This is a genomic window from Bifidobacterium sp. N4G05 (assembly GCF_002742445.1).
GTDB classification, from domain to species: domain Bacteria; phylum Actinomycetota; class Actinomycetes; order Actinomycetales; family Bifidobacteriaceae; genus Bifidobacterium; species Bifidobacterium hominis.
The window spans coordinates 302,053-315,503 of the sequence record NZ_NJNQ01000001.1; the positions used below are offsets into that span (position 1 = coordinate 302,053).

The 13,451-nt window shown below is 55.3% G+C and carries 13 protein-coding genes; 6 read left to right on the forward strand and 7 right to left on the reverse strand.

Annotated elements, in window-relative coordinates; translation table 11 throughout:
- Positions 1–68: 68 nt before the first annotated feature.
- A complete protein-coding gene (locus CE153_RS01405; protein WP_099594895.1) occupies positions 69–809 on the reverse strand; it encodes a type 1 glutamine amidotransferase in 741 nt (246 codons plus the stop codon).
- A gap of 114 nt (positions 810–923) precedes the next feature.
- On the opposite strand from CE153_RS01405, the gene cysS reads away from it, so the two are divergent.
- Positions 924–2,567 (forward strand): cysteine--tRNA ligase, encoded by a 1,644-nt coding sequence (cysS, locus tag CE153_RS01410; protein ID WP_099594946.1) that lies wholly within the window; start codon positions 924–926, stop codon positions 2,565–2,567.
- A 56-nt stretch (positions 2,568–2,623) separates the two neighbouring features.
- Here cysS and CE153_RS01415 read toward each other — a convergent pair whose 3' ends face one another.
- Together CE153_RS01415 and CE153_RS01420 are read right to left on the reverse strand one after the other, a co-directional pair.
- Complete coding sequence (locus CE153_RS01415) at positions 2,624–2,947, reverse strand: hypothetical protein (RefSeq protein WP_143433051.1); 324 nt, start codon at positions 2,945–2,947, stop codon at positions 2,624–2,626.
- Positions 2,938–3,495, reverse strand: a complete 558-nt coding sequence (locus CE153_RS01420) for a helix-turn-helix domain-containing protein (RefSeq protein WP_143433053.1) — start codon at positions 3,493–3,495, stop codon at positions 2,938–2,940. The genes CE153_RS01415 and CE153_RS01420 overlap by 10 nt, the downstream gene beginning before the upstream one ends.
- Before the next feature lie 76 nt (positions 3,496–3,571).
- Between CE153_RS01420 and ffh the strand changes: the two genes are divergently transcribed.
- A complete protein-coding gene (ffh, locus tag CE153_RS01425; protein ID WP_099594898.1) occupies positions 3,572–5,221 on the forward strand; it encodes a signal recognition particle protein in 1,650 nt (549 codons plus the stop codon).
- Positions 5,222–5,345: 124 nt separating this feature from the next.
- Here ffh and CE153_RS01430 read toward each other — a convergent pair whose 3' ends face one another.
- Positions 5,346–6,380: an endonuclease/exonuclease/phosphatase family protein gene (locus tag CE153_RS01430; RefSeq protein WP_099594899.1), complete on the reverse strand. Its 1,035-nt coding sequence runs from the start codon at positions 6,378–6,380 to the stop codon at positions 5,346–5,348.
- 428 nt (positions 6,381–6,808) lie between these two features.
- Here CE153_RS01430 and rpsP point away from each other — a divergent pair, with 428 nt between their 5' ends.
- The 4 genes from rpsP to trmD all read left to right on the forward strand — a co-directional run bounded on the left by rpsP (position 6,809) and on the right by trmD (position 9,123).
- Positions 6,809–7,258: a 30S ribosomal protein S16 gene (rpsP, locus tag CE153_RS01435; RefSeq protein ID WP_099594900.1), complete on the forward strand. Its 450-nt coding sequence runs from the start codon at positions 6,809–6,811 to the stop codon at positions 7,256–7,258.
- Positions 7,259–7,260: 2 nt separating this feature from the next.
- Positions 7,261–7,494: an RNA-binding protein gene (locus CE153_RS01440; protein ID WP_003811858.1), complete on the forward strand. Its 234-nt coding sequence runs from the start codon at positions 7,261–7,263 to the stop codon at positions 7,492–7,494.
- Between the two features lie 21 nt (positions 7,495–7,515).
- Positions 7,516–8,103 (forward strand): ribosome maturation factor RimM, encoded by a 588-nt coding sequence (gene rimM, locus CE153_RS01445; RefSeq protein WP_180753359.1) that lies wholly within the window; start codon positions 7,516–7,518, stop codon positions 8,101–8,103.
- 90 nt (positions 8,104–8,193) lie between these two features.
- Positions 8,194–9,123: a tRNA (guanosine(37)-N1)-methyltransferase TrmD gene (trmD, locus tag CE153_RS01450; RefSeq protein WP_099594901.1), complete on the forward strand. Its 930-nt coding sequence runs from the start codon at positions 8,194–8,196 to the stop codon at positions 9,121–9,123.
- Between the two features lie 48 nt (positions 9,124–9,171).
- On the opposite strand, the gene rsmD is transcribed toward trmD, so the two are convergent.
- The 3 genes from rsmD to rpmB all read right to left on the reverse strand — a co-directional run bounded on the left by rsmD (position 9,172) and on the right by rpmB (position 13,137).
- Positions 9,172–9,780, reverse strand: coding sequence for a 16S rRNA (guanine(966)-N(2))-methyltransferase RsmD (rsmD, locus tag CE153_RS01455; RefSeq protein WP_294446473.1), 609 nt, complete (start codon positions 9,778–9,780; stop codon positions 9,172–9,174).
- Between the two features lie 56 nt (positions 9,781–9,836).
- Positions 9,837–12,575: an ATP-dependent DNA helicase RecG gene (locus CE153_RS01460; RefSeq protein WP_099594902.1), complete on the reverse strand. Its 2,739-nt coding sequence runs from the start codon at positions 12,573–12,575 to the stop codon at positions 9,837–9,839.
- Between the two features lie 367 nt (positions 12,576–12,942).
- Positions 12,943–13,137 carry a 50S ribosomal protein L28 gene (rpmB, locus tag CE153_RS01465; RefSeq protein WP_003807649.1) on the reverse strand — a complete coding sequence of 65 codons (195 nt, stop codon included), beginning with the start codon at positions 13,135–13,137 and terminating at the stop codon, positions 12,943–12,945.
- Positions 13,138–13,451 lie beyond the last annotated feature (314 nt).

Consider the following 13,451-nt stretch of genomic DNA (forward strand, 5'->3'; position numbering starts at 1 on the left):
GTCAATGCCGCAACTTGCGAATCGCCGCCAGTGCTACGCAGCGATCGGAACCGCACGCAACTCGGCAATCAGCCTTGCTGCGCCTGAGCCAAACCCTGCCCATACGAATTGCAACGGGCGGCAAAACTTGAAAACACCTGATCCGCGAGCGGCTGCAATTGCGGATTATATTCGGCAAACGCCTCCCGCAACTGCGATTTCGACCCACCGGCAGCCTTCAAATCCTTGACCATGCTTGATTCGTCAAGCCACTCCTCCAACAAGGTAGGGGTAACCTCCAAGTGGAACTGCATGCCCAGAGCGGAACCAAAACGGAACGCCTGCACCTTAGTCTTCTCGGATCGCGCCAATGGTTGCGCGCCCTCCGGCAACGTCACCACGTCGTTATGCCAGTGCAGCACGTCCACGGTTTTGTTCCACATGGAAAAATAATCATGCTTGTCAATGCGTTTGATCGGCGCAAAACCGATTTCCGGCGCCTCTCCCGACTTGAGCTTCGCCCCCAGCGCGGTGGCGATAATCTGATGTCCCAGGCACACGCCCAACACCGGCTTGCCCACACTGACTGCAGCCCGCGCGAGCTTGGCCTCGGCCTTTAATCCCGGATACTTGTCGTAGTCGAGCGCACCCATCGGGCCGCCCATGATCACCACGCCGGAAACCTCGCCAAAATCAGGCAAATCCGGTTTCTTCTGCTTGGCGACATTGATGATTTGATACTGCAGTCCCAAATCATCCAGACTGTCTAAAATGCGTCCCGGTCTCTCCCACGGAACGTGTTGCAAAATCAGCACCTGCGATTGCGTCATACGTTCTATTGTTGCATTACCTACGTAAACAATGTTCACAAATCCAACAAAAACCGTTTTGACGTTCATTTTTATCTCGCATGCATGTCCGATTCTGGCAATACTCTCGTGGTTATGACGAACACGCAAGAACCGCAGAATATCAACATTTCTAGCGTCGCAACCGCAGTTGACGCAGTGGCGAGCGCCGCTGCCGATCTGAAGCTGTACGACACCGCATCGCACGCCGTGTCGAATTTCAAGCCGATCAAGCCCGGTCAGGTCGGCATGTACGTGTGTGGCGCCACCGTGCAAAGCTCGCCGCATATCGGCCATATTCGTGCGGCTGTCGCGTTTGACGTGGTGCGTCGCTGGTTCGAGCGTTTGGGCTACAAGGTCACGTTCGTGCGCAACGTCACCGATATCGACGACAAGATTCTCGATAAGGCTTCGGCCGCCGGCCAGCAGTGGTGGGAACGTGCGTATATCTACGAACGCGAGTTCACCGAGGCTTACAACACGTTGGGTGTTGAGCCGCCTACGTATGAGCCGCGTGCGACCGGCCACATGATCGACATGATCGATCTGATCAAGCAGATCATCGACAATGGCCACGGCTACGTGGTGACTGACGAGGACGGCAATCCTACCGGCAACGTGTATTTCGACGTTGCCAGCTGGCCGCACTATGGCGAGTTGACGCATCAGAAGCAGACCGCTGTGGCTGATGCTGCTTCCGAGGTGGCCGATGCCATGGGTCCGTCTGTCGACAATACGGGCAACGACAAGTACAATCCGGTTGATCCTGCGGACATGTCGGAAGACAAGCATGATCCGCGTGATTTCGCATTGTGGAAGGCTCCGAAGGATTCCGATCCCCTCGACGCGCGTTGGAACACTCCGTTCGGCACGGGTCGCCCGGGTTGGCATATTGAATGCTCGGCGATGAGCCACCGTTATTTGAAGGATATGTTCGACATTCATGGCGGCGGACTGGATTTGCGTTTCCCGCACCATGAGAACGAAATGGCGCAGACTCGCGCTGCCGGCTACGATTCGGCAGCTCGCTGGATGCATTCCGCGTGGGTTACAGCCAAGGGTGAGAAGATGTCGAAGTCGCTGGGCAACGGCTTGTCCGTTCCTGCGGTTTTGACTCAAAATTCCGCTTGGGTGGTGCGTTATGCGCTTGGTTCCGTACAGTATCGTTCCATGCTGGAATGGTCGGATCAAACGTTGGCCGAAGCGCAGTCCGCGTACGATCGTGTGTCGAATTTCATCGAACGTGCCGGTGCCGCTGTTGGCGAGCAGCCGTCTCGTGAGGAGATCGTTTCGATTTCCGCCGATGATCTGCCGGCTGATTTCGTTGCCGCGCTGAATGACGATATTAATGTTTCCGGCGCTTCCGCTGCGATTTTCACTGCGATTCGTTTCGGTAACACGTTGCTTTCGAAGCTTGCCGATCGTGTTGATTCGGATATTGCGAAAGGTGAAGTGCGTACTGTTTTGGTGAATGTGCGTGCGATGCTCGATACGCTTGGTCTGGATCCGTTGGCGGAACCGTGGGTAAGCGAGGGTGCGGCCGGCGGCACTGCCGGAGCTGGTGCCGATTCCGCTGAGCACACCGCGCTTGACCGCTTGGTTTCCGAACAGTTGGAAGAACGTGCCGAAGCCCGCAAGGCCAAGGATTTCGCCCGCGCCGACGCCATCCGTGACGCCTTGGGCGCCGCCGGAATCACCATCGAAGACACCCCCCAAGGTTCTACTTGGACTCTCAAATAATCCTCCCCGTCTTCTTTTAGAGGAACGTTGGCCGGTCTACTCCAGACCGGCCAATTTCATATCAGAAACCTAAAAGTCATTCCTAAATCTATCTTTACTTCCGGATTGTCATCCCCTATGGGCGGCATAACATCATGGATTTGCATATTAAGCCAATTATTTGGCACATTATTACGATTCCCGACAACTTCCGCCGCACTTTGAATTTCAGAAAAAGGACGGAACATGGAATCGACATCTTGTGTAGTCCGCAATTCCGGAACGTAGTAGACCATCGCGGTCCCGCCATAAATGGCGATAGTTCCTTCGATTCCGCGAGTATGACACTCTTCAATCAGCTCATTAAGAAGCTGCATCAGTTTTTGTCTGGTCATTTCCATAGCAGTTCACCTCGCGGAATGATTACGTTGTACCATGCAAAGAACTCATCCGGAGGCGTGGCGGACCGATAAATCTTTCGCAACGGGGTCCACTCGGCATCAAGTTTCAGCGATTGAGGGGACACGTTCCCTTTACTCCAGTGCTGATAGTCATAGAGCCCAGCCATAAAGGCCTGCCAATGCACGTCCATCCCCTTAGTGACTTTCTTAAAATCGGCAGGCTCATCATCAGGAAATTCCATCAGATTGCGCATTCCAGCTGAAACACGGGTCCATTGCTCTTCCGTTCCCGAATACTGCTGGATCGACTGCATGAGATCACTCATTGCAGGGCCGATTACGCGAACAGTCGCACGCTCCAGGGGGGAAAGCGTCAGCTCATATCCCAAAGTACGCGCCGCAGCATCAACCTTATTGAGGGTGGGAACGGTTTTGCCACTCAACGTTCTCGAAACAACGGATTCAGCCATGTTCGAAGCACGCGAAAAATCCGCCGCGTTCAGACCGGCGTTCTTCATAAGCTCTCGTAACAGTTCATCGGCTTGCATATATGCAAGTCTACACTATTGACAGCCCGAACGCCGATGCGAAATTTCCCGCGGGACGGCTAGACTGAGGAACATTATGGCAGCATTTAGTTCTTTGACAGATAGGCTCTCGACTGCGTTCAAGCATTTGAAGAGCAAAGGCAAGCTTTCCGAGGCTGATATCGACGGTACGATCCGCGAAATCCGCCGTGCGCTGCTCGACGCCGATGTGGCGCTCGACGTGGTGCGTTCCTTCACCGGCCGAATCCGCGAGCGTGCGCTCGGCACCGAGGTTTCCCAGGCACTGAATCCGGCCCAGCAGGTCGTGAAGATCGTCAACGAAGAGTTGACGGCCGTGCTTGGCGCTGGCGTTGACCGCCCGCTGAATTCTGCCAAGAATCCGCCGACCATCATCATGCTCGCCGGTCTTCAGGGTGCTGGTAAAACCACCCTCGCAGGCAAACTCGGCTACTGGTTGAAGGATTCCGGCCATACTCCGCTGTTGGTCGCAGCCGATTTGCAGCGTCCGAACGCAGTGACGCAGCTGCAGGTGGTTGGCGAGCGTGCAGGCGTACCCGTGTACGCTCCGGAAAAGGGTGTGCAGTCCGACGGTGGCGAAGCCGTCGCTTCCCCGGGTCTGACTACCGGCGATCCGGTGAAGGTGGCGCGTGACGCTGTTGCGTTGGCCAAGCAGAAGCTGTACGACACGGTCATCATCGATACCGCAGGCCGTCTCGGCGTTGACGAAGAGCTGATGAAGCAGGCTCGCGATATTCGCGATGCCGTGCAGCCGAACGAAATCCTGTTCGTAATCGACGCGATGATCGGTCAGGATGCCGTACAGACGGCGAAGGCGTTCGATGAGGGCGTGGACTTTACCGGCGTGGTGCTTTCGAAGCTTGATGGCGATGCCCGTGGCGGTGCCGCGCTTTCGGTCGCCTCCGTTACCGGCAAGCCGATTCTGTTCGCTTCCACTGGCGAAGGTCTGAAGGATTTCGAGGTTTTCCACCCGGATCGTATGGCTTCCCGCATTCTCGATATGGGCGATATTCTTACCCTGATCGAGCAGGCGCAGAAGCAGTTCGATGAGGAAGAGGCTCGTAAGGCCGCCATCAAGATTTCCGATGGTTCCTTTGGTTTGGATGATTTCCTCGATCAGCTGCAGCAGGTGCGCAAGCTTGGTCCGATGAAGAATCTGCTTGGCATGATTCCGGGTATGGCCGCGCATCGTAAAGAACTTGAGCAGTTCGACGAGAGGGAAATCGATCGTACTGAAGCCATTATTCGTTCGATGACTCCTGCGGAACGTCGTGATCCTTCGATTATTGACGGTTCTCGTCGAGCTCGTATCGCTTACGGTTCCGGCGTGACCGTTTCGCAGGTGAACGCGCTGTTGCAGCGTTTCGAGCAGGCCGCGAAGATGATGAAGCGTATGAGCAACAAGGCCGGCGCTGGCATGCCTGGCTTTGGCGGCCCTGCCATGGGCGGGGGCAAAGGCAAGGGTAAAGGCAAGAAGGGCAAGAAGAAGGGCGGTAAGTCCGGCAATCCGATGAAGCGCGAGGCTGAAGAGAAGGCATTGCGCGACAAGCTTGCCGGCAAGAACTCCGACGGTAAGTCTTCCGGCGGTTCCGCTTTTGCCAAGAAGCCGCAGAATCCTGCACTTCCCGCCGGATTGCAAGACTTGATGGGCGATGCCGGTGAGCTGCCGCCGAACTTTGGCGGCGGACTGTCCGGCTTGCTGCACTAAAGCAAGCGACGCGAAAACGGTAACGTATAAAAAGGGGATGTGGTTCAAGACGAATCGCATCCCCTTTTTGCGTACTCCAATCAGCTGTTTTCAGCTGAATCGACTACCTTATAATCGCCATCAACTACTTCAACGTCAACGTGGCAGCAAGCGCAAGATGATCGCTACCTTCAACGCAGAACGAACTCACGTCGGAAGCGTCCAATCCCTTGGTGAAAAGCACATGGTCGAGAATGATGCGCGGCCACGGCAGCCATGATGGGAACGTGGCATGACGGCCCTTCGCCTCGCACAAGGCCGCATCCTTGAAGCCCGCATTCAGCAGCTTGCGGAAGCTTGGATGATCGGTACCGGAATTCAAATCACCCAACACAACGGTGATGTCGCCCTGCTTCTGAGTGGTCGCCAACTCCCCCAAACCGATGATGCCGGCGGACCATTCCCTGCATCCGCGCATCGGAGACTTCGGATGTGCCGAAACAAACGTGATGCCGCGCATCGAATCGATCGGGAAGCACACGCCCGGCACGTCGGCCGCGGGAATCACCGCAGTGACCGGAGACATGTCGCTTGGTTCAATACGAATCCACACACCGTTGAATCCGCCATTGTCCGTTCCCTTGCTCTCCCCCAACTGACGGTACGGAAGCGAATCAGACAATCCCGAAGCGTCCAATTGCGCAACCAGATCGTCCGTCAATTCCTGCAATGCAAGTACTGCAATATCATGTTTTTTGACCGCACTGACGATTGCCGCAGCGTTGGCGCGACCAAATCGGCAGTTCAGCGTCATCACACGGAAACGGCCATGTTTCGCGGATTCCGTAACAGCTTCACTGCCTGTTTCACGAGATGTTTCACGCTTTTCCGCAAGTTTTTCGGCAACCCTCTGCGCAGTATTGGGAGAATTAAGATTTTCCATCCAATATGCGATTTTGCGTAGCAGCGACGCAAGACAGACCACCGCAGCGACTCCCCCGAGAGCCGGCTCATGCAACGCGAAACCGGCGACGGCGATCACAAGCGTCGGAATCCACAGCAACGGAATCAACGCAATCAAGTACGGCAGCGGCAAATGGCCATCCCAACCAGCCGGCATCTCGCCAAGCGCAATCCATACAACGCAAATAATCAACGCAATCCAAAGCGCGATAATCATTCAGGCAACTCCCCCTATGCAAACCGTTCACTCCGAACGGACATACGCAAACTCGGAACCTCCAAGTGTAGCCAGCCTGCCTGATTCCGACGATTCCGCCATGTAGACCCACGCAAACATCTCACGAATGCCAGCAAATGTCCGATTCTGCCGATTCGGTCATTCAAGGCATCACATTCGCCGCATAATTGACCGTTTCCGCAGAATCAGACAAACGACTTCCCGGTTTTGCACGGATTCGGAAAGTCGCATAGAGCGGGAAACATCCTAAGACCCATCCGTCCGTACCCCACGGTTATACTTGGTAAGTTATTCGCGCGCGCGAGGCCCTCTAACTATCGCGTGACGTGAGGAACATGTGGGTTTCGGATTCCGTGCCCCACACAGAAAACGAAACGCACACCCCTAGTTATACAAGGAGAGCCATTTTGGCAACCAAGATTCGTCTGAAGCGCATGGGTAAGAAGTTCTACGCGTTCTACCGCGTGGTGATCATGGATTCCCGTACCAAGCGTGATGGCCGCGCCATCGAAGAGATCGGTACCTACAATCCGAACACCCAGCCTTCGACCATCGTTATCGATTCCGAGCGCGCTCAGTACTGGCTCGGCGTTGGCGCTCAGCCGACCGAACAGGTGCTGCACCTGCTGAAGATCACCGGCGACTGGCAGAAGTTCAAGGGCCTTGAAGGTGCTGAAGGCACTCTGAAGACCGTTGAGGCTGGCCCGGATGCCGCCGCTCGCGTTGAGGCCGTTGAGGCTCAGGCTCAGAAGCTGAAGGCTGCAAAGTCCGAAGCTGATGCCAAGGCCAAGGCTGAAGCCGAAGCCGCCGCTACCGAGGAAGCTCCGGCCGAAGAGCCGGCTGCGGAAGCTGAGTGATCATGCTCGCCCAGGCTGTGGAACATCTGATTAAGAACATCGTCGATTTCCCCGACGATGTTTCAGTGAAGTCCCATGAGAACGCGCGCGGCGAACTCATTCGCGTGCGCGTCAACCCGGAAGACATCGGTCGCGTCATCGGACGCAGCGGACGCACGGCAAATGCGATTCGCACCGTGGTACAGGCACTGGCCGACCACAAGGTGCGCGTCGACATCATGGACGTGCGCAGGTGAGATCCTAGCGTGGTGCGTGATATGCATTCTGACGACCCTCAACAGCCCGAGCTGCTGAGGGTCTGTCGTATCGGGCGTGCGCAGGGACTCAAAGGCGAAGTCACCGTGCAGATCTATACGGACGAACCGGAATACCGGTTCGCTCCCGGTGCTGTGTTGTATACGAAAGACGGCGAAGAAGAGTACGTGGTAGAACACTCCCGTACCTTCAAAAACCGTTGGATCATCAAGTTCGAAGGCATTGACAACCGCGACCAGTCCGAAGCGGCCAACGGCATTGTGCTGTATGGCGAGGCGGACGATCCGGAAGACATGCTTGAAGCCGACGAATGGTATCCGAAAGACCTTATTGGCCTTGAGGCGCGACTGGCTGAAAACAATATGCTTGGCCTTGAACCGGGCATGGTGGTAGGCAAAGTCGTTGACGTGATAGAAGTGGCCCAATGGCTGCTGAAGATTCGTCTCGCCAATCCGGTGAAGGATGCCGACGGCGTTGTGGTTGAGAACAGCGCGCTCGTGCCGTTTGTGGACGAGCTCGTGCCAGACATCGACCTTGAAGAGGGCTATCTGACCCTCGATCCGCCCGGAGGCCTTATTCCGGGACTGTGATCGCAATTACTTATCAGGTGGGCATTGGATTTCCATGCCCACCTTTTGTTTTCTGCTATTTGGCAGACATACCGGTATTCTGGAACCATTATGAAGATTGATATCGTGTCCGTTTTCCCGGAATATTTCGAAGTGCTGAACCTCAGTCTGCTCGGCAAAGCGCAGGCGAAAGGTCTTGTGGAAGTGACCGCCCATAATTTGCGCGACTGGACGCACGACGTGCATCATTCCGTCGATGACACTCCAGTTGGCGGTGGCGCAGGCATGGTGATGAAGCCGGAAGTGTGGAGCGAGTGCCTCGACGAGCTGCTGCAGCTTGAGCCGGCGGTAGTTGAGAATACGAAAAATATTGAGGATTCTGCAGTTTCTTGCGATACTTACGATACGTGCGATTCTGGCAATTCTGCAACTGTTGCAGTTCCCGCAAAATCCGACGATTCCGAAAAAACGAATATTGCACAATCTTCCGCAGGCCCTGTGTTGATTTTTCCGAATCCTTCCGCCCCACTGTTCACACAGCAGGATGCGACGGAATTGAGTCATGCCGATCATCTGCTGTTCGGCTGCGGCCGTTACGAGGGGTATGACGCGCGTATTCCGCAGTATTACCGTGCGCAAGGCATTGATGTGCGCGAGTATTCGATTGGCGATTATGTGTTGAACGGCGGCGAAGTCGCGGTTTCGGTCATGTTGGAAGCGATCACCCGCTTGCTGCCTGGTTTTATGGGCAATGCCGCTTCGATTGTTGAGGAATCGTATACGGGCGATAATGCGCTGTTGGAGCATCGTCAGTACACGAAACCTGCCGAATGGCGTGGCATCAAGGTTCCGGATGTGCTTCTTTCCGGCAATCATGCGAAAGTTAATCGTTTCCGCCGCGATGAGGCGCTCCAGAAAACCGACGAGTTACGTCCAGATCTGATCGAAGCACTGGATTGCACCAAGCTTGACAAAGCCGATCGCAAGACGTTGATGGCGCTCGGCTGGGAGGTTTCCTCCGCCCACCCGCGCAAACGCTAGCTTTCAAACGTTTGTTTTACGCGGAATGATCACAAGTTTTTCTTGCGATCAGTGCTGACCTTTATCGGAGATTGGCTCGCTGGGTTCAATGTAGTAGACGGCGGTTTCGCCATAGTCGCGCCGATCGGTGATTTCCCAGTTTGCGGGGGCCGCGGGAGCTTCGGAACGGGTGGATCGTTCCAGCATGATCACCGTGTTGCTGGAGGTCAGTTCACGGCTGGCAAGATCGGCGAGCAGCTGGTTGCAATCATTCGTTTCGAAGGCGTACGGCGGGTCGATGAACACCATGTCGAACGGTTCAACGGCCGAAGCCGAAGACGCGTATTTTTCCGCGCGGGCCTTCACCACGCGGGCGCTCATGCCATGTTCCCACGAACGGTTATGCTTCAACGCGGTCAGCGTCTGCGCGATCAATGCGGCCGCCGGAGCGGAGGATTCCACCGCCACCAGCTCTCGCGCGCCACGGCTCAATGCTTCGATGCCCAAAGCGCCGGTTCCTGCAAACAAATCGAGCACGCGGGCATCGTCCAGCACTCCCCACGAATCAAGGTGCGAGAAAATCGCCTCTTTGGTGCGATCTGTAGTAGGTCGGGTACCCGACTTCGGCGTGGTCAATGCCACACCTTTGAATCGTCCTGAAATTACGCGCATACGCACTACTCTAGCGTGGCGGGCTTAATTTTGGCGCGCCCGGCTCTTTTAGACGCGCCAAACTAATTGCTGGTCAGGAACATTTCGTTTCCGCGTGTGAAATCCAATACCGCTCCAGCCAGCTGCAAAAATCCAAGCAAATCGGGATCGGCTGCAACAAGCTGCGTGGCCTCGGTCCGTGCCTGTTCGATGATTTTCACATCCTTGACCACACGCAGCAGCTTCAATCCCGTTTTTCCGCCGGATTGCGTATCTCCGAGCACGTCGCCGGCTCCACGGAATTCCAAATCGGCCTGTGCGATTTCGGCACCATCCAACGTGCCCTGAATCACGTCAAGACGGCGGGCGGCATCACTGTCCGCAGGCGCACGCGAAATCAGGAAAGCCCCCGAATCAGTGCCGCCACGGCCAACGCGCCCTCGCAACTGGTGCAATTGCGAAAGTCCGTACCGATCTGCGTCGAAAATCACGATGCAACTGGCTTTCGCCACGTCCACGCCGACCTCGATTACCGTGGTCGCTACCAGAATCGGCGTTATGCCGGCTTCAAAATCGGCCATAACCTGCGATTTTGTGGTGTCATCGTCGCGCCCGGTCAATGTTGCGAAGCGAATGCCTTTGAATTGCGGCAACGATTGCAGACGCTCCACGATTTCTGCGACGGAATGCAACGGGGGGCGTTGCGCACGCTGGTCGTCGTCTTCGCCAAGATCGTATGCCTCGTCAAAGGTAGGAACCGGCGAGCCTGCGGTTTTCGAATCCGAAGCAGCCGACGCCGCCAACGAGTCGTCCGCATTTTCGGAATCATCGTCGATGCGCGGGCAGACCACGTAGGCGCGTTCCCCCGCGTCAATGCGTTTACGGATCAGGGCGAACATTTCGCCCATCAGCGACGCATTGCTTTCCGGCACCACGAATGTGCGAATTGGCTTGCGGCCGCCAGGAAGTTCGGTCAGCGCGGAAATATCAAGATCGCCGAACCAGGTCATGGCTGCGGTGCGCGGAATCGGCGTGGCCGTCATGACCAGCAGATGCGGAGCAGTAGACCCCTTGGAATTCAACGATTCGCGTTGCTCCACACCGAAGCGATGCTGTTCGTCAATTACCGCCAGTGTGAGGTTCGGTGCCTGGAAACTCTTGGAAAATGCGGCGTGCGTCGCCACAACGATACATGGCATGCCTGATGCGGCTGCGGCGAGTACGCGGCGACGTTCGGCAAGTCGCATGCCTCCCGTAAGAAGAAATACGGGAATTTCCCCATCTTTCGTGCCGAATATATCGTTCCCTTTGCTTGGAATACCCGTTTTTTGCGCATTGGAAATATGCGATTGCTCACTTCGCAATGTAATCAAATCGTCGTTATTCGAGTTATCCACATTGGAAATTTCGGCTATGTCAAGCAGGTCGACGAGTTGTGCACCTTTATCCACAGCATTATTGTTGATAGTTTGTTGTGTGGATTCCCCAGTTTGTTGGATTGCTGACACTTGAGTTGGCGCCGTATTTTCCCGGATTTCGGAAGCCGTTTTACCGTCCGCATTCGCCAATTTCGCCACCATTTTGGAAATGCTCGCATAATGCTGTTCGGCAAGAACCTGCGTTGGCGTTACAAGCACGGTCTGCCCGCCCGATCCCACAGCCTGCATCATGGCTGCGACCGCGACCACGGTTTTGCCGGATCCAACCTCGCCTTGCAGCAATCGTCGCATAGGGTAGTCGCGCGTCATATCGGCGGAAATATCGGCAATAACCTGCCTTTGACCGCTCGTCAGAGCAAACGGCAGCGAGGCAATGAAATCGTCTTTCAATTGCGTTACGGAACATGCGTTCGCCTTGTTTTTGCGTGATGCGTCGCGTGATTTGACGAGCGCGGTCTGGCAGATCAGCGCTTCCTCGTATCGCAACGTTTGCAGGGCGTTGTCGAAATTCTTGCGATCGACCGGATCATGAATCGCCATGAATGCTTCAGCGCGATGCATAAGCCCATATTCCTCGCGAAAATCTTCCGGAATGATGTCGGGAATAGCGACGGACAACGATTTAATCTGCACTTCACGATTTATTTGAGGAGCGTCACACCCCCCTTCTTGCGCGATATTATCTGAGGAATTACTTGCCGTTTGCGCCGCCAAATATTCGCTTCCACGCAACGCATCCATGTATTTCAATACCGATTCGTGAATATGTTCGCTGGAAATCCTGGAATTCGCGTGATATACCGGTCGCGGACGGCAGACTCGTTTCAATGCTTCATCAACCGTTTGCGCATCGTATTTCAGATTGCCAAGCGGTGGATTTGCAGGATCGCTGAAACCGTCATTCCATTCCCCGCTTTCTGCCTGCGATTGCACGGGATTGATGGTAAGCAGGTCGGGATGCGTGAATTGCAAACGATTGTCATACACGCTTGGCTCGCCTGCGACGACCAGCAGCGCTCCCGTGTGCAATTTGCGCTGCACCCAATCGACATACGATTTGCGATATGAGAAGAAAACCAGCGACGCCAACGATTTTGGGGTGTTGCGACGGGCTGCGAAATCGTCGTCGGTGACTGTTGCGATCAGGCGGAAGCCACGACGAGCCATGGGGAAAACACGCGTTTCGAGCACGTGCGCGGCGAATGCCATTTTCTCCCCGATTTTCGCCTCGTGCAGTGCGCGTGCTGGAACGGGGTCGGTTACGCGGAACGGATAGTAGGTCAGGGCGTCGCCTACGGACACCACGCCAAGCGATTTCAGCGCACCAACTCTGCGGCGGTTGCTTTCGATTGATGAAATCGGCGTTTCCAGTGTGGTGCTCATAATGCACCATTCTCCCCAGTTATGCCGACAGATGCGGCTTCAGCGAGCAAAATTCCCCACTCACTGGAACAATCCGGATGCTCACAAGCCCTTCAACGGGCAAAATCCTCCACCCACTGGAACAATCACCCCGCAAACAAGCCACTCAACGACCCAAAACGTCCACCCACTGGAGAAATCCGGACGCAACACAGCCTTCCAACGGGAAGATTGTTCCACCCACTGGAAGAATCGGTACGCTCAGATCCCCACCAACGCCCCAAAACCTCCACCCACTGGAACAATCCGGACGCTCAAGACCTGGGCGCATAAAGCAAAACCCCGGCGACCAGTGGTCTACCGGGGTTTCAAGCTGTTATTTCGCGATTCACGCTTCAACGCGCTGAACCTTGCCAGCCTTGATGCACTTGACGCAAACGCGAACGCGAACGTTCTCGCCGTCGATGGTGGTGCGAACCGGCTGCAGGTTCGGGCGGAAGGTGCGCTTATTGCGAATATGTGAGTGCGAAACGGTGAAACCGGTCTGCGGTCCCTTGCCGCACACTGCGCAACGAGCTGCCATAATGGACTCCCTATAAATTACTATTGACTTGCAAGTCTGCGCATTCGACACCATGCAACTGAATGCACGGCAGAACACACAACTTCTCAACTATACAACCAGCCCCAGCCAATCGCAAACCAGACCGCAGACATGTGGATAGAAATCGCCTCGGATTCCCCGGAATCATGGTGCTTGTTCAAAATAGCTGAACAACAACCACACATCAGTCACAATGTTCATACATTGTTCATGCGTAACGGCAGAGCGCTCCCCTTACGCCCATTTAAGATGAACTGTAGTGTATACAATAGTGAATTGACGGTTTATTCGAA